The organism is Sphingopyxis sp., from assembly GCF_036675685.1.
Taxonomy (GTDB): Bacteria; Pseudomonadota; Alphaproteobacteria; order Sphingomonadales; family Sphingomonadaceae; genus Sphingopyxis.
Window position 1 is genome coordinate 1 of sequence record NZ_JAKFEM010000001.1, and the last position, 17,453, is coordinate 17,453.

At 62.3% G+C, this 17,453-nt stretch carries 14 protein-coding genes; 12 read left to right on the forward strand and 2 right to left on the reverse strand.

The annotated features are described in order from the left end of the window. Together V6M50_RS00005 and V6M50_RS00010 are read right to left on the reverse strand one after the other, a co-directional pair. The coding region (locus V6M50_RS00005) for a beta strand repeat-containing protein (RefSeq protein ID WP_332816476.1) at positions 1–4,266 on the reverse strand (4,266 nt) is incomplete at its 3' end. 667 nt (positions 4,267–4,933) lie between these two features. Beyond that, complete coding sequence (locus V6M50_RS00010) at positions 4,934–6,007, reverse strand: DUF2569 domain-containing protein (RefSeq protein WP_332816477.1); 1,074 nt, start codon at positions 6,005–6,007, stop codon at positions 4,934–4,936. A 261-nt stretch (positions 6,008–6,268) separates the two neighbouring features. Between V6M50_RS00010 and V6M50_RS00015 the strand changes: the two genes are divergently transcribed. The 12 genes from V6M50_RS00015 (at position 6,269) to V6M50_RS00070 (ending at position 17,450) form a co-directional block, all read left to right on the forward strand. Next, positions 6,269–6,463, forward strand: coding sequence for a Flp family type IVb pilin (locus V6M50_RS00015; protein WP_332816478.1), 195 nt, complete (start codon positions 6,269–6,271; stop codon positions 6,461–6,463). Between the two features lie 75 nt (positions 6,464–6,538). After that, positions 6,539–7,495: a Flp pilus assembly protein CpaB gene (gene cpaB, locus V6M50_RS00020; protein ID WP_332816479.1), complete on the forward strand. Its 957-nt coding sequence runs from the start codon at positions 6,539–6,541 to the stop codon at positions 7,493–7,495. Beyond that, on the forward strand, positions 7,485–8,954 hold the full coding sequence (locus V6M50_RS00025) for a type II and III secretion system protein family protein (protein WP_332816480.1): 1,470 nt from the start codon (positions 7,485–7,487) through the stop codon (positions 8,952–8,954). The genes cpaB and V6M50_RS00025 overlap by 11 nt, the downstream gene beginning before the upstream one ends. After that, positions 8,944–9,207, forward strand: a complete 264-nt coding sequence (locus V6M50_RS00030; RefSeq protein ID WP_332816481.1) for a hypothetical protein — start codon at positions 8,944–8,946, stop codon at positions 9,205–9,207. The genes V6M50_RS00025 and V6M50_RS00030 overlap by 11 nt, the downstream gene beginning before the upstream one ends. Before the next feature lie 28 nt (positions 9,208–9,235). Further along, a complete protein-coding gene (locus V6M50_RS00035) occupies positions 9,236–10,795 on the forward strand; it encodes a pilus assembly protein TadG-related protein (RefSeq protein WP_332816482.1) in 1,560 nt (519 codons plus the stop codon). Positions 10,796–10,799: 4 nt separating this feature from the next. Further along, positions 10,800–11,315, forward strand: a complete 516-nt coding sequence (locus V6M50_RS00040; protein ID WP_332816483.1) for a TadE/TadG family type IV pilus assembly protein — start codon at positions 10,800–10,802, stop codon at positions 11,313–11,315. Next, positions 11,312–11,917 carry a TadE/TadG family type IV pilus assembly protein gene (locus V6M50_RS00045; RefSeq protein WP_332816484.1) on the forward strand — a complete coding sequence of 202 codons (606 nt, stop codon included), beginning with the start codon at positions 11,312–11,314 and terminating at the stop codon, positions 11,915–11,917. Before V6M50_RS00040 ends, V6M50_RS00045 begins: the two co-directional genes overlap by 4 nt. Positions 11,918–11,929: 12 nt before the next feature. Further along, entirely contained in the window at positions 11,930–13,126 is a 1,197-nt protein-coding gene (locus V6M50_RS00050; protein WP_332816485.1) for an AAA family ATPase, read from the forward strand. A gap of 87 nt (positions 13,127–13,213) precedes the next feature. Next, positions 13,214–14,527: a CpaF family protein gene (locus V6M50_RS00055; RefSeq protein WP_332816503.1), complete on the forward strand. Its 1,314-nt coding sequence runs from the start codon at positions 13,214–13,216 to the stop codon at positions 14,525–14,527. A 1-nt stretch (position 14,528) separates the two neighbouring features. Then, the gene (locus tag V6M50_RS00060; RefSeq protein ID WP_332816486.1) at positions 14,529–15,530 is read left to right on the forward strand and encodes a type II secretion system F family protein; all 1,002 of its coding nucleotides are present in this window, start codon (positions 14,529–14,531) and stop codon (positions 15,528–15,530) included. 1 nt (position 15,531) lies between these two features. Then, the gene (locus V6M50_RS00065; protein WP_332816487.1) at positions 15,532–16,515 is read left to right on the forward strand and encodes a type II secretion system F family protein; all 984 of its coding nucleotides are present in this window, start codon (positions 15,532–15,534) and stop codon (positions 16,513–16,515) included. Next, entirely contained in the window at positions 16,515–17,450 is a 936-nt protein-coding gene (locus V6M50_RS00070) for a tetratricopeptide repeat protein (protein ID WP_332816488.1), read from the forward strand. The genes V6M50_RS00065 and V6M50_RS00070 overlap by 1 nt, the downstream gene beginning before the upstream one ends. Positions 17,451–17,453: the final 3 nt, after the last annotated feature.

Consider the following 17,453-nt stretch of genomic DNA (forward strand, 5'->3'; position numbering starts at 1 on the left):
CGCCACCGCATTGCCGTTGATCGCCGTCAGCCCGGCGTCGTCCGCGCCCGGAACAAAGTCGAACACCCCGCTGACCATCGTCCCTTCCGCAAGCGTCTGGCCCGGCTCCGCCGTCGCCGTTGGAATGTCGTCGATCACCTCGATCGTGACCACGCCCGTTGCGACATCGCCGTCCGTATCGGTCGCGCGCACCGTCACGGTGCCCAACGCTTGCGTTTGCGCCGCCATGGCGAGCGCGTGCGGCAGATTATCGGCAAGGGTAACGGTCACGGTTGCCGCCGAGGTAACGCCCGGCGCCACCGACGCCGGTGCGGTCAGGCTGATCGTGATCGCGGCAGGGCCGCCGTTGGTCAACGAGCCGACGATGGTCTTGCCGTCGGGCGACAGCGTCCAGAAAATGTCGGTGCCGACGCCGTCGAGATTGGCAACGAGGCCGGCGACACCGTCGAACACGAAGCCGGACAATGTGTCGGAACCCGCCGTGAAATTGAGCGTCCCACTGGCGATTTCGGCGTTGCTTGCCGGCGTACGGCCGATGCCATCGATAGCGGCCTCGTTGACGGTCAGCGTCAGCGTATCGCCGCCCACCGGGTTCGCTCCGTCGTCAATAGCGATAGTGAGCGTGTCCGAGGTCGGATCGCCGTCGCGATCCACGGTCGACAGGGTGAAGGTTGCGGCGGGGTTCAAGCCGTTGTTCTGATCGCCCGTGGCGAGGAACGTGAAAGTGCCGTCGGCATTGACGGTCAATGTCCCCGTCGGCTGTACGATAGTGACCGAACTGCCCGCAGTGAGCTGAAGCGTCGCGTTGCCCGCGCCGAATGTCACGGTGATGCTATCGACCCCGTCGGCGCCAGCGTCGAGCGACCAGCTTCCAGCCACCGCCGGACCGCCCTCGGTTGCGTTTGTGGGCGTGTCGGAAACGCTTAGCGTCGGAATATCGTCGACGATCGTGATGCCGAACGAGCCCGAAGCGGTCGAGCCGTCGTTGTCGGTGACGGTAAAGCCGATTGCAGTCAGGATGTCGCTATCCTCGCTGCCAGGGACGAGCTGGTCGATCGACACGGACAGCGTCACCGAATAGCCAAAGGTCACTTCGGTTGCACCAGGTCCGGCGGTTGCGGTCGTCAGCGTGATGCGGATGACTTCAACGCCGCCGGCCGAGCCGACGAGGTCGGCCCCATCTTTGGCAAAAGTCACCGCGATGCCATCGACGGTCAGCTGGGTATCAAGTGCTGCGCTGTCGTTGAGGACCAGCGATCCCGTCAGCGACGCGGGGACGTCGCCGCCAAAATCGATCACGATCGTTCCGGTCGCCGTGGCACTGCCGGTCGAAGATACTTCGCCGGGCAGGCCGTTGTCGATATTGGCGCCGGGCAGGCCGTCCTCATCGACGGTGGTGTCATCGACGTTGCGGAACTGTGGCGTGGAATCGGCCACCAGCATGATCGTCGCCGTGGCGATCGACGTGTCGCCGTCGCCGTCGGTGATCTGGTACTGGAAGCTGACCTCGCCGATTTCACCGGGCGCCTGGGTATAGGTGAACGTGCCGTCGCCATTGTTGATCAATGTTCCCGCGCCGGTCAGCGATCCGTCAACCAGCAGCACCTTCGCCGGCTGCACGCCATCGGCGCCCTGCGTGTCGTTGGCCAGCACATCGATGGTGACAGGCTGGTTCTCGACCGGCTGCGCCTGGAAATCGTCGGCCGCGGTCGGGACGTCGTCGGTGACACGGATATCGATATTGGCGCTGGCGCTGCTGCCATCGCTGTCGGTGACCGTGACGCCGATGCTGTCGGTAAGGCTGTCTTCGCCCGCGAGGCCATGATCGGTGCTGTTGTCGGCCAGCGTATAGCTATAGGTGAAGCTGCCACCGATGACCGAGCCGTCGGCGCCGACCAAAGGTGTGAAGCCGGTGATGCTCAGCGTGCCATAGGCGGTGGCGACCGACTGCGGCGTGAACGTGCCGTCGGCGGTAACCAGGGTAAGCGGTCCGATTGGCGCGCCATTGAAGCTGTTGAGCACGACCGCGCCCATGCCGTCGGGGGTTGATACCGAGAAGCTGCCACCATCGGTGACGGGTTCTTTAGCCGAATCCGAACCGGCAGGCTCGCCGGCGCGTACGGGAAGATCGTCTTCGTCGAAGAGTAGCTCCGCGCCGGCGCCGTCGAGGCCGTTGATGGTGACGCCGTCGTCGGTGCCGTTGATCGTGATCGTCAGCGTCGCGGTCGAGATGTCGCCGTCGCCGTCGGTGATGGTGTAGGTCACCGTTTCGGTGAGCGTCTGGCCCGCCGACAGGCCCTGCACCGGCTGCGCCGCATTGTTCAGGACATAGGTGTAGCTGCCATCGGCGTTGAGCGTCAGCGTGCCATAGGCGGTGGCAAAGGCAGCGCCGACGGTGCCGCCGGTGACCGCGGTCACCGTTGCGCCGTCGGCGCCCTGGGTGTCGGCGACGCCATCGGTCGCATTGGCGTCGCCGCCGCCCAAAGCTGTCAGTACATTGCCGTCCGCCGTCAGCGGACCGTCCTCGGTCACGCTGTCCACATCGCTGACCGCCGTCGGGACATCGTCGATGATACGGATATTGAGCGGGCCGCTGGCGACGTCGCCGTCGAGGTCGGTGACGACGACATTGAAGCTGACGTTCGTGCCGCTGCCGCCCAGCGTATTGTCCTTGAGCGTATAGGTATAGGTGAGCGAACCCTGACCCGTCACCGGGTCATAGGAATAGCTGTTGATCACCAGCGTGCCGGTCGCGTCGCTGAAAATCTGTTGCGGCAGCGCGCCGGGCGTGACGGCAACGCCGTTGATCGTCACGCTGCTGACGCCGTCGCGCGACGTGAACGTGATCGTGCCGGTCGTTGCTTCATTGTCGCCGTCGAAGGCCGAGCCCGGCGTCTCGCCGTCGCGCGGCGGTAGCTGGGATTCGTTCACCACCGTACCCGCGCCCTGCGTCGGGATGGAGGTAATCACGGCGGGGCTGTCGCCGATGGCGATCGTCAACGTCGCGGTCGAAGTATCGCCGTCGCCGTCGGTCAACCGGTAGGTGAAGACGTCGTTGACGCCGCCCGGGGTGTTCGGGTTGCGGGTATAGCTGTAGCCGCCGTCGGCGCCGAGCGTCAGCGTGCCATATTGACCCTGAATGACGGTGCCGGGCGCCGCGAACGTGCCTTCACCGGCGGCGCCCGCGCGAATGCCGGTCAGCGTGGCGCCGTCGGCACCCTGGGTGTCGGCCCCCGCCGGCCCACTGGTCGTACCCGCGCCGGTGATCACATTGCCCGTTTCGGGCGTGAAGGTGGCGGGCGCGACACTGTCGGTATCGGCGCGCGCGGTTGGCACGTCGTCGATGATCGAGATCGTCAGGTTGGCACTCGCGACATCGCCGTCGCGATCGGTGACCACCACGGCGAACATATCCATCGGGTTGGCATTGGCGTTGCTGTTGTCGGCCAGCGTATAGGAATAGCCGATATTGCCCGGCGCGATGCTGGTGATGGTCAGCCGCCCGAACGGTGCGGTAAACACCTGGCCGACCGCCGTGATCGCGACGCCGTTCACCGTGATCGACCCCAGTCCGTCAGGCGCATCGAATAGGATCGAGCCCGTTGTCGTTTCGCTGTTGCCGGCGGTGTTGCTGCCAGCCGGCTCATTGCCGCGCGCGGGAAGGCCTGCTTCGTTGACGCTCGCCGTCGCGTTGACCGATCCGGCCGGCTGATCGGGCGTGACGATGACCGTGGTCGGTTCTTCGTCACTTACGTCGGGAATGATTTCCTCGTCCTGCGGCTGCGGGAAAGCCAGCTCGGTATAGGGCAGCAGGTCACCGAGCGCGTAAGGATCCTGGATATTGCCCTCGGGATCGGAAAAATTGCCTCCGGAGCTGCGGATCCCGGCCTCGGGATTCAGGTCGCCAAGATTCTCGAGCAATTGGGCGACGCTGCTCGCGGGCACCGTATCGCCATCGATCACGATAGCGGGGATGTTGATGGCGCCATTGGGGATGATCAGGACTTCGCCGTTCGGCAAGGCGATGATCAGGTCGGTTCCCGAAACGGTAATATCGTCGATCCCCACCCCGGCTGGCAAGACGACGCGTCCGCTGGCGTCGGGAACGAGAATGGCCTGGATCGCCAACGGCATGGCCGACGCCGTCGCGGTGACGTTCGCGGCCATGGCCAGGAATTCGCTGCTTGCCACTGCCTGGTCGGCCGCTGCGCCATCGCGCTGGGGCGCGGCCATCCCGTTACGGGCCGGATTGTCGAAAGCATCCATGTCTGTTTCCCTCGATACGCCGCACGCTGCGCCGAAAGCGGCACAGGAAATATAACAAATCTGGTGCGACCCACTGTCCGACGACTCGGACTAATCCCCGCAATTAGAAGAACATGGATTCCCGAGACTCTGCAAGCGCGTTAACACATTTTTAGCTAACATAAGCTTGGGCTCGTGCGTGGTTAACTTCGGAAGGTTCCGACGGATATCAATATTCTGTATATTCAAACAGTTGATTGGCGAATTTGACGATAAAACGGGCACTTCGAGGCAAGAAACCTGTCCCGTTCCGATGCAAAAACACGAAAATTTGATGGAGAGGTTAGCCATTGGCTAAGGGAATATTGGGTGAATCAATATGTCCCAGGTCGTCTTCCAGATCCTGCAATTGGAAATTATAGTATAAATTTTAGTAATAATAGTTCGGCGTTCAAGGGCGCCGAAATCAACGACAGAGCCAGTTGGCGCAAAATCGGCGGTGCCATAATCGGCGGAAAGATATGGCAAACTGGCAGTCCACGGCCGACCGGAGAGGAGCTGGAACTATAAGCGCCCGGGCGCGCAAGGGCGATCGCCGTGGCGGCGATCTGTCTCCCTCAGGGCAAAGGCCCCCCGATGCCAGAGGACAGGCAAAGTCGCCCGTCGATGCTCTATATGATCTCCGCAGCTATGCCGGCTGACGCGAGCGATAGGTCACATTCACCCGTTCGGAGATGACCAGATAGGGCAGCCACACGATAATGCTGATGAACGCCTTCTTGATGTTGCTGTCCAACAAAGGCTGGATCGCGGTGGCGACCAATGCGGGCAGGCCGGGAGCGCCGCTGACATAAGTCGCGATGGAGAGTTGCGACACGACATCGATGCCCCAGGTCAGGAGCAGCAGGCGCGGGAAATAGGGCATCCGCCGCAGCGCCATGAAGAAGCAGAGGACATACAGAAAGTTCATGACGACAAGATCCGCCGACATCGCGAAATAGATCATCTGACCCCATATCGGCGCGGCGCTGGTCATTGTCGGCACGGCCGCCATGAATTCGGCGGTGCGGACGGGAACATTGAGCAACATGCCGAGCAGCAGCGAGGCCATGACCCCGACCGGCCCGAAGGCGGGATGCGCGCGCGCCGAAAGCGGGTCGAGCGACCGCCATTTGCCGATTGCCGCAAGCCGGATTTCGGGCTGCGCGAAATCAACCCCTGGCGGGAACAGGGCGTTGGCGGTCCAATAGGCGAAAAAGGGGCTGGCGATGATCAGCATGTGCGGCACGAACATCATCAGCGCGGATGCCGCATCGTTGGCCGGCATGACGGGAAAAAGGATCCGCATCATGCACGCGATGAAAACGATGACCGTCCAGCCGAAGAGCAGCCCGCGTACGCGGTTCTCGAGCGGTGCGACGAACCGGACGCTCTGACGGAACAGCCTGGCCTTCAACTGGTCGATCGCCGTGTAGATCATGACGCAGGCATCCTCCCGAACGATGCCGATGTAAAGGCGCATGGTTAACAAATCCATGCCGGGCGCGGGTCGACGCGCCGGCCGGTTGTGCGCAGGACCATGTCGCTGTGTCATCTTGCGCCGGTCTGCGTCGATTGCCTTACGCAAGTTAATGACGGAAACGTCAACTTGACCTTTCATGGCCAGATTATTGAACGAAATTAAGGGCAAGAAAAGATACTTCGCGTCGAAGTTCGAATCGGAATCGACTCGGACGCAGATTAGCCAAAAATCAGCCAACATAAAGTTTGGTTAACAAAAATTAGTTATTATCAGTCTGATAACACAAGTTAATATTGTGTTGACCAAAGTTAGCAAAAGCGGTTGAATCGGGGGGTTCCTTGCTGAGGACCGCATTGACAGGTTGAACCGGCGCAAGCTGGGCATTTCAATACCGGGTCGCGTCGGTTCCTATGCACTCCTTCAGCTGGAATGTCTGGCCGCCTCCATGGGGGGGGAGGACAGACATAGGCCGCCCACTTGCGGCCCTATAGGAGTCAGACGATGAAGAATTTTCTGAAAAATTTCGTGCGTGACGAAAGCGGCGCTTCGGCTGCCGAATATGCCCTGATCCTCGCGATCGTGGGCGTCGGCATTGCCGGCGCGGCTGTATATCTACGCAATACCATCGTGACCGCAATTGAAGGCGCCGGTGACGCGGTCAAGGCGTCGCCGACAGCTCCGCCTTCCAAAGTCTAATCTCGTATAATTAACAGCATCGGCTCTGCGAGCCGTTGCTGTTAATTTCCAGTAGATTGCTTCGGGGGGGGCGTCATGTTTGCGGGGCGTAATGGAATTATCATTGGCATAGCGGTCGTCCTCGGCCTTTTTGTCGTCTTTCTGGCCAATACCTATTTCAGCGGGATCGAGGAGCGCCAGAAGCGCCAGGTCGAAGAGCTGAAACTGGAACAGGTTCTGGTTGCGACGCAGCCGCTGGGCTTTGGCACGACGCTGACGGCGCAGAATACCAAATTGGTCGGCTGGCCCGCCAATTCGATGCCCGAGGGCGCCTTCAAGACGTCGATCGGCGTGGTGGACAATCCGCGCGGACCGCGCGTCGCGCTGCGGCCCATCGCGGTCGGCGAACCCATATTGGCTTCCAAGATTTCGGGCGATGATGGCCGCGCCTCGATCTCGGCGCTGTTGCCCGAAGGCATGCGCGCCGCCGCGGTGCGCATCGACGATGTCGCGGGTGTCGGCGGCATGATCGCCCCCGGCGATGTCGTCGATGTGCTGCTGACGCGGCAACAGTCGGGCGAGGGCGCCGACCGTAACGATCAATATACCGACATCGTCCTCGAAAAAATTCGCGTGATCGCGATCGACCAGGTCGCGGACGAGAACAAGACCGATCCGCAGGTCGCGAAGACCGCGACGCTGGAGGTCGACCCCGTGGGTGCCCAGAAACTGGCGCTGGCGCAGAAGGTCGGGTCGATCTCGCTCGCGCTGCGCAACGTGACCAGCATCGAAGACGGCGCGAACATGACCGTCACCCAAAGCGACCTTGGCAGCGGCTGGCGCTCGGCGCCTGCCCGGCGGGCGCAGTCGCCCGGTCTCGCCGGCCTGCCGCCAGGCTTTTATTCCGAATATCCCGCCATGCCCCCGCGCGGCGCACCCCCGGCGTCGGCAAGGGCGCCGGCGGCTCCACCGTCACCACCGGTGGGGCCGTCGGTCGAAATCGTGCGCGGAACCAAGTCCACAACCTATGGGGTGAAACGTCATGGCTCGTAATCTTCGAAGCCCCGGCGGCACCGCGATCGCGGCGGCCCTCGCCCTTGCGGCCGCGACGCTGGCACCTGCCGCCCATGCCCAATATGCGTCGGCCGGGGGTGTCCATGCCGGGCAACTCGACGTGCCGCTAAACAAGAGCCAGACGGTGACGCTCGACCGGCCGTTCGGACGAGCGATGATCGGCTCGGAAGAAATCGCGGACATCATGCCGATCTCGGATCGCTCGATCTATGTCCTGGGCAAGAAGATGGGGACGACCAGCCTGACTGTCTATGACAAGGGCGGGCGCGTGATCACGATCGTCGACATCGCGGTCGGTCCCGATGTCGTGACGCTGCGCCGGCAATTGTCGGAACTGATGCCCGGCGAAAATATCAGCGCCCGCATCTCGAACGACGCGGTTGTGTTGTCGGGGGTGGTCAGCAGCGCCGTCGCCGCGCAAAATGCGGTCCAGATCGCCGGCACCTATGCGGGCGAGAAGGTCGTCAACATGATGGGGGTGGGATCGAGCCAGCAGGTGATGCTGGAGGTCCGTTTTTCCGAAATCAATCGCCAGACCGGCAAGGAGATCGGCGTCAGCAGCTTTTTCCGCAACGGATCGGGCAGCTTCGACGGCGCGCTCGGTAGCGGCGCGCAGCTGGTTCCCGACCCCGAGACCGGCGAAGGCATTCTGAAGCTGTCTGCGATCACCGAAAGTTTCGGCATCTTCCGCAAAAGCTTCAGTCTGGGCGGGCTCGACATATTGGGCGTGCTCGACAGCCTTGAAAGCAAGGGGATGGCCAAAACGCTCGCCGAACCGACGCTGATCGCGTTGTCGGGCGAAAAGGCGTCGTTCCTGGCCGGCGGCGAGTTTCCGATCCCGGTGGTCCAGGGCAATAGTGGCGGCGGTGCCGGCGGCGGCGGCGGCGGACAGGGCATCTCGATCGAGTTCAAACCCTTTGGCGTCAGCCTGGGCTTTACCCCGACGATCCTGGCCGACGGCGTCATCAACCTGGTCGTCGAACCCGAGGTCAGCTCGATCGATCCGACCGCCTCGATCGTGCTCAACGACATTACCATTCCCGGCCTCCAGACGCGGCGGGCGAAAACCACGCTCGAACTGCGCGACGGCGAATCCTTTGCCATCGCCGGGCTGATCCGTCAGGATTTCTCGACCACGGTGCGCCAGGTGCCGCTGCTCGGGTCGATCCCGATCATCGGTTCGCTGTTCCGGTCATCAGGCTTCAAACGCGGCGAAACCGAATTGCTGATCGTCGTGACGCCGCGGCTGGTGCAGCCGATCCGCCCGAACCAGGTCGCATTGCCGACCGAGCGGGTGGGCGACCCGACCGAACTCGACCTCTTTCTTCTCGGCCGCACCGACAATGCCGTCCCGGCGATCCCGCCGGTCCAGCAGCAAATGCGACCGAAACCGGAAACCAAGCCGGCCCCGCAAACAGGAGGCGGATATGAATATTGACCGGCGTATCATGATCGCTGCGGCTATGGCCGTGCTTGTCGGGGGCTGCACGCCGACCGACGTCACCCTGGGCAATTCGGTGCGCCAGACGATGGCGGCGCAGGTCGTCGACCCCGACCCGCAATATGATGAGGCAGGCCATCCGACCGATGCCGCCAAGTCGGCGGCGGCGGTCAAACGCTATCGCACCGATATGGTGAAGCAGCCCGATTCCATCCGTACGACCGACACCGAAACCGGATCACCGAAATGACCAAGAGGACCAGTGGGGAGTTGAAACCATGCCGCGGGATTTGCACCGTCATTTCCTGAACGACCAGTCGGGCGCAACGGCGGCCACATTCGGGCTGGCGTTGTTCGCACTGGTCGCCGTTGGCGGGTTGGGTTTCGACTATTCGCGGCTCGCCGGGATGGACAGCGAGCTGCAAAATGCCGCCGACCAGGCCGCACTTGCCGGCGCATCGCAACTCGATGGCAAGACCGGCGCGTGCATGCGCGCCTCGGCCGCGACGACGACGCTGGTTGCGAACCTGGCGTTGCTGGCGAATGACGGCGACGGGACAGCAGTGACGATCGCTCCCGAAACCGGTTGCGATGCGGCCGGCTACATTCGTTTCTATCAGAACGAGGCAAAGACCACCGCGGCGACCAGCGACGCCAACGCCAATTTCATCGAGGTCGAAATCGCCGCGCGCACCGCCAACTATGCCTTCACCCCGCTGGCGGGTGCGATCAGCGGCGAACTGGGCGCCAAGGCGTTCGCGGGCCTGGGATCGGCGATCTGCAAGGTGCCGCCGGTGATGTTCTGTAATCCCGCCGAACCGATCAATAACACAAATGCCAATGTGACCTTTGACGCCAACGCGCTGGCGGGAGCGGGGATGAAGCTCATCACCGGCAATGCGACGGCGCCGGGCAATTTCGGCTTCCTCGAAAGCGGCTTCGGCAGCGGCGCGTCGAACCTTGCGGCGGCGCTCGGCTATAATTCGGTGCCCGGCGATTGCCTGCCCATCACCGGCGTCACGACCAAGCCCGGCCTGAACGCGGTCGTGATGGACGCGCTCAACACGCGTTTCGACCTCGACACCAACGGCGCGAATACCTGTCCCGCGGGGGGGACCTGTTCGCCGTCGCGCAACGTCCGCAAGGATCTGGTCAAGGGCAATAATTGCGGAACCTCCGGGCAGCAGGGCTGGCAGGAATCGCCGAACCCCTATCGCCCGACAACCGCGGCGAACCTGACCTCGGGCTACCCCGACATCATGGGCCATCCGCGCGACCTGTGCCACGCGATCAGCAACGACCTGTCAGCCAGCATCGCTGCCGGTTGCACCACGGCGGACGGTCGCATCGGCAACGGCGCATGGGACCGCGACGCCTATTTCCTCGTCAACTATGGCTGGAGCGGCGGGACGTGGCAGTCGCAGACCGGGCTGGGATCGAACGCCAGCCGCTACGATGTCTATCTGTGGGAGCTCGGCAACACCGGGACCAGCGACATGCAGCAGACGATGCAGGGCAACAAGGACGGCTATAGCTATCCGGTCTGCCGCGGGTCCGGCATTACGCCCAACGCCACGACCGTCGATCGGCGGCGGATTTCGGCGGCGGTGATCAATTGCGAAGCGCTCAACCTGAACGGGTCGGAAAGCGGCGTTCCCGTGCTCAAATGGGTCGATCTTTTTCTGGTCGAACCGTCCTATCAGCGGCGGCGCGGCAGCACGGTCGTGACCGAGGCCACCGACGTTTATGTCGAGTTGATCGGTGAAACCGGCAGCGGCACGGCGGGACAGACGGCGGGCCAGGTGGTCCAGCGCAATGTCCCCTATCTGCTGGAATGATGTGATGGGCAGACATCCTTCCTTGACGTTTCGCGCTTGTCGAAGCGGGGCTGCGGCGGCCGAGATGGCGCTGATTCTGCCGATGCTGCTCGCCATCATGTTCGGCGGGTTCGAGGCCGGCGCCTATCTGTGGACCGAGCACAAGGTGATAAAGGGTGTGCGCGACGGCGCGCGCTTTGCGGCGCGCCAGTCGTTCACGGCTTACAGCTGTTCGCAAATCACCGATGCGACGGTGCTCGGCCAGGTCCAGAACCTGACCCGCACGGGCGAGCTATCCGGCGGCACGCCAAAGGTGTCGACGTGGGACAATAATTCGCAGGTCACCGTGACCGCCGCCTGTCAGGCGCCCGTCACCGATGAATATACGTCGAGCGGGGTTTACGCGACGGAGGCCAATGGCGCGATCCATGTGACCGTCTCGTCGACCATCGCCTATCCTTCGCTGTTCGGAACCTTGGGCTTCAACACCTCGGGCGCGGTCGTCTCGGCCAGTGCCAATGCCGCGGTGATGGGCATATGACCGCGCTCCTCACCAAATTGGCGCGCGACGCGCGCGGCGGACCGGCGGCGGAGTTTGCGCTCGTCCTGCCGCTGATCCTGTTGTTCCTGTTCGGCATCATCGACGTCGGGCGTTATGCGTGGGAAGTGAACCAAGCGGAAAAGGCCACCCAGACGGGCGCGCGCTGGGCGGCGGTGACCACGATGATCCCCAGCGGGCTTGCCGGCTATAGTTTCGCAACTTCGGCCGGGATTCCGGCCGGAAGCCCGGTCCCCGCTTCGGCATTTCCCGGTGTGTCCTGCACCAGCGCCGGCTGTACGTGCCTCGGCACCTGCGGCTTTTCGACCACGGCGAATACCACGGCGTTCAACAACCTCGTCGACCGCATGAACGACATCAAGCCTGACATCGCCGCTGCGAACGTCATCGTCGAATATCGCTACTCCGGCCTTGGTTTCGCGGGTGACCCGAATGGTCCCGATGTGGCGCCGATCATCTCGGTCCGCCTCCGGGACATGGAATTCGTCCCCACCACGCTGATCCTGTTCGGCGGCGACATCGATCTTCCGGACTTCAGCTATTCGCTGACGATGGAAGACGGGTCCGGCGGCGCGTCCAACTGAAAGGAACGATCGGTGGGTAAAAAAGAACTATTTGGCTCTCCTTCGAACAATGGATCCCTGAACTTGGATTGCAAAATCAAATTGGTCATATCGGATGAGGAGTTCGGCAGGTCGGCGTTCGTGCAGAGCGATTATCCCGAGCTTAGTTTTGGCCTCGTGAATGTCGGCGCAAGCGATCCGATCACCGCCGATCATGTCGGGGACGCCGAGCTTCTGGTCGTCGAGTTACGCAGCGATGAGCCTGCATCGATGCGCCGGCTGACGGCGCTGCGGTCGCAGCGTGCCACCCTGCCGCTGATCGTCGCCATGCGCGACGGCGATGTGGCGACCACCCGCATGCTTCTTCGCCAAGGGGTCGACGATGTTATCTCGCTGCCGATTCAGCCCGACGAGTTCGAAGACGCCGTCAACAATCTGTTGGCATCGAAAATCAAAAGCGCCGCGCGGGAGGTCAAGAATGCTCCCGTTGTTGCGGTCGCCCCGAGCGTCGGGGGCATTGGCGCCACCACCATCGCCACGCATCTCGCCTATTTTCTGTGCCAGCGCAGTGGCAGGGAGCGGGGCTGCTGCCTTGTCGATCTCGATCTGCAGTTCGGAAACGCCGCTTCATATCTGGGCGCTTCGGCCAGCTTGACGATGGAAGACCTGCTGGCAGCGGGGCAACGGGCGGATGGTCAGTTGTTGCGCACCGTCGCCGCCGTCGGCAGCGACGGCGTCGCGGTGATCGCAGCTCCCGAACGGATCGCGCCACTCGAGGAGGTCGACAACGAACAGTTGCAGCGTGTGCTTCAACTCGCGCGCGAGGAATATGAGTATGTCGTACTCGACCTTCCGGGCAGCTGGGCGAACTGGACACTGTCGGCCATCGACAAGGCGGACATGATCCTGCTTGTGATTGATTTGTCGGTTGGCAGCCTGCGCCAGGCCCGCCGTCGCCTGACTCTGTTCGAAGAAACCGGCATCGACCGGTCGCGCATCAGAATTGTCGCCAACCGGGTCGAAAAGCGGCTGTTTCGAACGATCAACGTGCAGGATGCGGCCGACTCGCTGCGCTATCCGATCTTCGCCAAGGTCGATAGCGACTATGTGGTTGTCCAATCGGCTCACGATCAGGGCATTCTCGTCGGAAATATCGCCCGGAAAAATCGGGTCGCGATCGATCTGGCGGCGCTCGCCGACCTTGTCGGTGACGAGTTGGACAAGAGGTAGGCCCTTCCGATGTGGCACGTACAAAAACAAAAGGGTTCGAAGACGGAGCAAGTGTCCGCTGTGGAAATGGCGACCTCGTCAGAGGGAATGTCTCAGCACCCGGTTGACGATGGCGCCAAGGCTAACAGCGCGGAGATGCTGGATCTCAAGGTCCAGATACATCGCGAATTGCTCGACGAGATCAATTTGGCGCAGCTCGAGAAAATGTCGCGAGCACAGGTCGATGCGGAAGCAGGCGAGTTGATTGTCGATATTTTGAATCGGCATCAACTGGCCTTGAACGCCAGTGAACGACGCGGAATGGTCGGCGATGTCCTCGACGAACTGCTTGGCCTGGGCCCTCTCGAGCCGTTACTCAAGGATGACACGATCACCGACATTCTGGTGAACGGTCATGATATCGTATTTGTCGAACGCAAGGGGGTGCTGGAGCGCATCGGGACGCGTTTCAAGGATGAGCGGCATCTTTTCCGCATTATCCAGAAAATCGCCAGCGCCGTCGGCCGCCGCATCGACGAGGCATCGCCCTTTGTCGATGCGCGTCTTGCCGATGGTTCGCGCGTTAATGCCGTCGTGCCGCCGCTGGCGATCGACGGGTCGCTGCTTTCGATCCGCAAATTTGCCCGTATCCCGATCGATATAGCAAAGCTTGTCGAATTCGGCAGTGTCCCAGCCACCGTGGCCGAGGTTCTGGAAGGCATCGTTAGGGCGCGGCGCAACATCCTCATCTCGGGCGGCACGGGTTCGGGAAAGACGACCCTACTGAATGCCGTCTCCTCTTTCATCGACGAGCGCGAACGGATCGTGACGATCGAAGATTCGGCCGAATTGCAGCTGCAGCAGGAACATGTGGCGCGGCTGGAAACCCGGCCCGCCAATATCGAGGGGAAGGGTGAAATATCGCAGCGTGATCTCGTCAAGAACGCGCTCCGGATGCGTCCCGACCGGATCATAGTTGGCGAGGTCCGCGCCGGTGAGGCCTTCGACATGCTGCAAGCCATGAACACGGGGCACGACGGCTCGATGACCACCGTACACGCCAATAGCGCGCGCGATGCGCTGTCGCGCGTCGAGCAAATGATCGGGATGAGCGGCATCGATATGCCGGCCCGCGCCGCGCGGGCGCAGATTGCTTCCGCGATCAATGTCGTCGTGCAAATCGGCCGGCTTTCCGACGGCCGGCGTCGTTTGATGAGCCTATCCGAAATTACCGGAATGGAAGGCGATGTCATTACCATGCAGGATATTTTCCGATTCCGCATGACAGGTCGCGATGCCGACAATCGCGTTCTCGGTCATTTCGAGGCGACCGGTATACGGCCCAAGTTCCTCGATGTCCTGTCGGCACATGGCGTCGAGCTTTCGTCGGGACTGTTCCGTCCGGATCGGCCGATGGACTGATATGAGCGACACCGCCCTCCGCTTTTTGACCATATTGGCGCTCTTTGCGCTGATTGTTCTGCTGACCCAGTTTTTTGGCGCAATGGTCGTGCAGGGACAGGGCAAGCGCCGTGCCGTCAACCGTCGGCTTCAACTCATCAACAGCGGAATGGATCGCGAAGCAGTCACTTCGCTGTTGCGCAAGGATGTGCCACGGGGAATTGCAAATGCGCCGCCTTGGGTGGCCGATCGCCTGAAGTCCTTCCGGCGGATGCTCAATGCGGCGAATATCAAGCGTCCTGAAGTGCAGGTCTTTGGCCTGATGCTGGTCGGGGCCATTGCCATTGCCTTTCTCATACTCGTTATCGCCGGGACGTCGGGCTTCCCGCTTACCTTGGGTACGGCCCAGCTCGCGCTTTCCATCGGTTTGACGCTGGCCCTGGCCGTGCCCTTGATGGTCATCAGCAGGATGGCCGACGCCCGTCGCCGCCGGATGGAAAGCCAGTTTCCGATCGCGCTGGATATCTTTGTTCGAGGTCTTCGTTCCGGCCATCCGATACCCGCAGCGCTCGATCTGCTGACAAAGGAAATGGACGACCCGATCGGGTCCGAATTCGGCATCGTGAGCGACGAGATCGCCTTCGGCCTCGATCTGCGTGAGGCACTGGCGCGGATGGCCGAGCGGTGGGGGCTTCCTGACATGCACATGTTCGTCGTGTCGGTTTCGGTACAGATGGAAACTGGCGGCAACCTTGCCGAGATCCTGGAAAATCTGAGTCAGGTCATTCGGGATCGTGCAAGCATGTTCATGAAAGTTCGCGCGCTTAGTTCCGAAGGCCGCATGACAGCGATCATACTGACCGCGCTGCCGATATTGGCATTTGTCGGCCTGTTCACCTCCAATCCCAGCTTCTATCTCGATGTCGCTCAGGATCCGATATTCTTCACCGGCTTTGGCGGGCTCATCCTTCTTTATCTGATCGGCTTTTTTTCGATCAGGCACATGGTCGATCTGAAGGTGTGATATGGCAGAAATACTTGCTTCTTCCCTCTATCTCAAGATCGCCTTCCTGTTTATCGTCTTTGTGGCGGTGACGTCGCTGGTGTTCACCGCCATGCGCGGCTTCGTCAGCCGCCAGCAGGTATTGGGACGGCTGGATCGGGATTCCGCCCCTGCAACTGCCGACGCGACGACCCGAGGGCTCCGCGCCTCTGACGCGCGGGCGAGCGCCTGGGCGAAGCTCGCAGCGCGGATCGAGAGCAGCGGGCTTTCGCTCGGTGATTCCGATGTGCAAGGACTGAAGCGCAAGATGCTCGCTGCAGGTTATCGCTCGGCGCATGCACCGAAGGTTTTTACTCTTGTCCGCCTGCTGCTGATTTTTGCCCTTCCGATTGCCATCGTCATGCCCCAGCTGCTGTCCGAGGAGCCGAAATCGCTGTTCAGCCTATATCTTCAAGGCGCAGGCTTCGCGGCGATGGGCCTATTCCTCCCGAGCCTTTTCATTACGGCGAAGGCCGACAGGCGGCGGCAGGAAGTGCTCAACGGTTTCCCGGACAGCCTGGACCTGATGCTGGTGTGCGTCGAGGCGGGCATGGGGCTCGAGGCGGCGCTTGATCGCGTCGGCCGCGAAATGACCGTCTCCCACCCGCTGGTTGCCGAGATGCTTTCGCAGACGACACTGGAATTGAGGGCCGGAGCTGGGCGCGAGGAAGCGCTGCGCAACATGGCCGATCGCACCGGTGTCGACGAGATTCGCGCCTTCTCGACGCTCTTGATCCAGTCGGACAAGCTTGGATCGAGCATTGCGACGACCCTCAGGATCTACGCGGCGGAAATGCGCGAAAAGCGCCGGATGCGGGCAGAGGAAAAGGCGCATCGCCTGCCGGTCCTGCTTTCAATCCCGCTGGTGGCTTGCATGTTGCCGGTCATGATTGGCGTTTTGATGTTGCCGGCGGTCATTCGCGTGATTCGTGAGGTGGCACCGGCGCTGGCAGGGGGAGGCGGGTGATGCACGGATGCAAAAAGCAGGTGATCCTGGTGGCGGTCGTCGCCCTCGCGGGCTGCTCGTTCGGACCGCGGATACAGACAGGAATGCCGCAGGTCCGCGACGTGCCGGTGCTCGCCGACCTGTCTCCCCAGGAATCCATGGCCAGAGCGCGGACTTTCCTTGCTTCGAAACATTATGGCCTTGCGATCGAGTTGTTCAAAGCCGCCAGCCGCGACCCGGCGTTCGAATCCGATAGCCTGAACGGGCTGGCCATTGCCTATGACGGCATCGGTCGCCGCGATTTGGCCGAGCGTTATTTCCAGCGCGCTCTGGCGGCCAGCCCTGCCGACGGGAGGACACGGCGCAATCTGGCCGCTCTCTATGCCGCTTCGGGTCAGGAAGACAAACGGCGCGAGCTGCTGGCGAGCGCAGACCGGCCTGAATTTGCTCCCGCAATCTCGCCGGCCGCGAACGTACAACCGTTTGCCGATTTACAACGCGTATCGTTGCACGATGAGCCCGCGTCCTTGGCGGCGTTGGAAACTCGCAGTCCGCTTGGCGCAACTTTCCGTCCCTTGCTGGTCGGCTTGAGCCTCCCCGCGCCGGCTCGCGATGTCATGGTTCGCAACGTCGCCGGACCCCGCGAAGACGGCGCGATCGTCTGCACGTCGGATAACGGTCCATCGCTGCCGCCGACCAGCCCGGCCTCGCTCCAGATCTTCAGGGTTAGCGCCGGCGAAGTCTTCATTGCGGCCAAGCCGAACGGCGCCACCTGCTTCATCGAGGGAGGGCAAGCCGCGGAGCCCGAAACCGTCACCGCGCTGCGGACGGCTAACAAGGAATATCTTGGGCTGGTGGCCGCTTATCTTGAACGGCTCGAAAACCATAGCGAACTGGGCGGCAGCATTGCCGCGATCTGGCATGCGGCCTTTTGGTCGCGCGACAACGAAGCCTAGCGG

What these genes read in the sequence shown, in the direction of transcription:
- V6M50_RS00025 (WP_332816480.1), top strand. Translation starts at nt 7,485, where the DNA reads ATGGCTCGTAATCTTCGAAGCCCCGGCGGCACCGCGATCGCGGCGGCC.
- V6M50_RS00065 (WP_332816487.1), top strand. Translation starts at nt 15,532, where the DNA reads ATGGCAGAAATACTTGCTTCTTCCCTCTATCTCAAGATCGCCTTCCTG.
- V6M50_RS00035 (WP_332816482.1), top strand. Translation starts at nt 9,236, where the DNA reads ATGCCGCGGGATTTGCACCGTCATTTCCTGAACGACCAGTCGGGCGCA.
- V6M50_RS00045 (WP_332816484.1), top strand. Translation starts at nt 11,312, where the DNA reads ATGACCGCGCTCCTCACCAAATTGGCGCGCGACGCGCGCGGCGGACCG.
- V6M50_RS00055 (WP_332816503.1), top strand. Translation starts at nt 13,214, where the DNA reads ATGTCTCAGCACCCGGTTGACGATGGCGCCAAGGCTAACAGCGCGGAG.
- V6M50_RS00010 (WP_332816477.1), bottom strand. Translation starts at nt 6,007, where the DNA reads ATGTTGGCTGATTTTTGGCTAATCTGCGTCCGAGTCGATTCCGATTCG.
- V6M50_RS00040 (WP_332816483.1), top strand. Translation starts at nt 10,800, where the DNA reads ATGGGCAGACATCCTTCCTTGACGTTTCGCGCTTGTCGAAGCGGGGCT.
- V6M50_RS00070 (WP_332816488.1), top strand. Translation starts at nt 16,515, where the DNA reads ATGCACGGATGCAAAAAGCAGGTGATCCTGGTGGCGGTCGTCGCCCTC.
- V6M50_RS00060 (WP_332816486.1), top strand. Translation starts at nt 14,529, where the DNA reads ATGAGCGACACCGCCCTCCGCTTTTTGACCATATTGGCGCTCTTTGCG.
- V6M50_RS00015 (WP_332816478.1), top strand. Translation starts at nt 6,269, where the DNA reads ATGAAGAATTTTCTGAAAAATTTCGTGCGTGACGAAAGCGGCGCTTCG.
- V6M50_RS00030 (WP_332816481.1), top strand. Translation starts at nt 8,944, where the DNA reads ATGAATATTGACCGGCGTATCATGATCGCTGCGGCTATGGCCGTGCTT.
- cpaB (WP_332816479.1), top strand. Translation starts at nt 6,539, where the DNA reads ATGTTTGCGGGGCGTAATGGAATTATCATTGGCATAGCGGTCGTCCTC.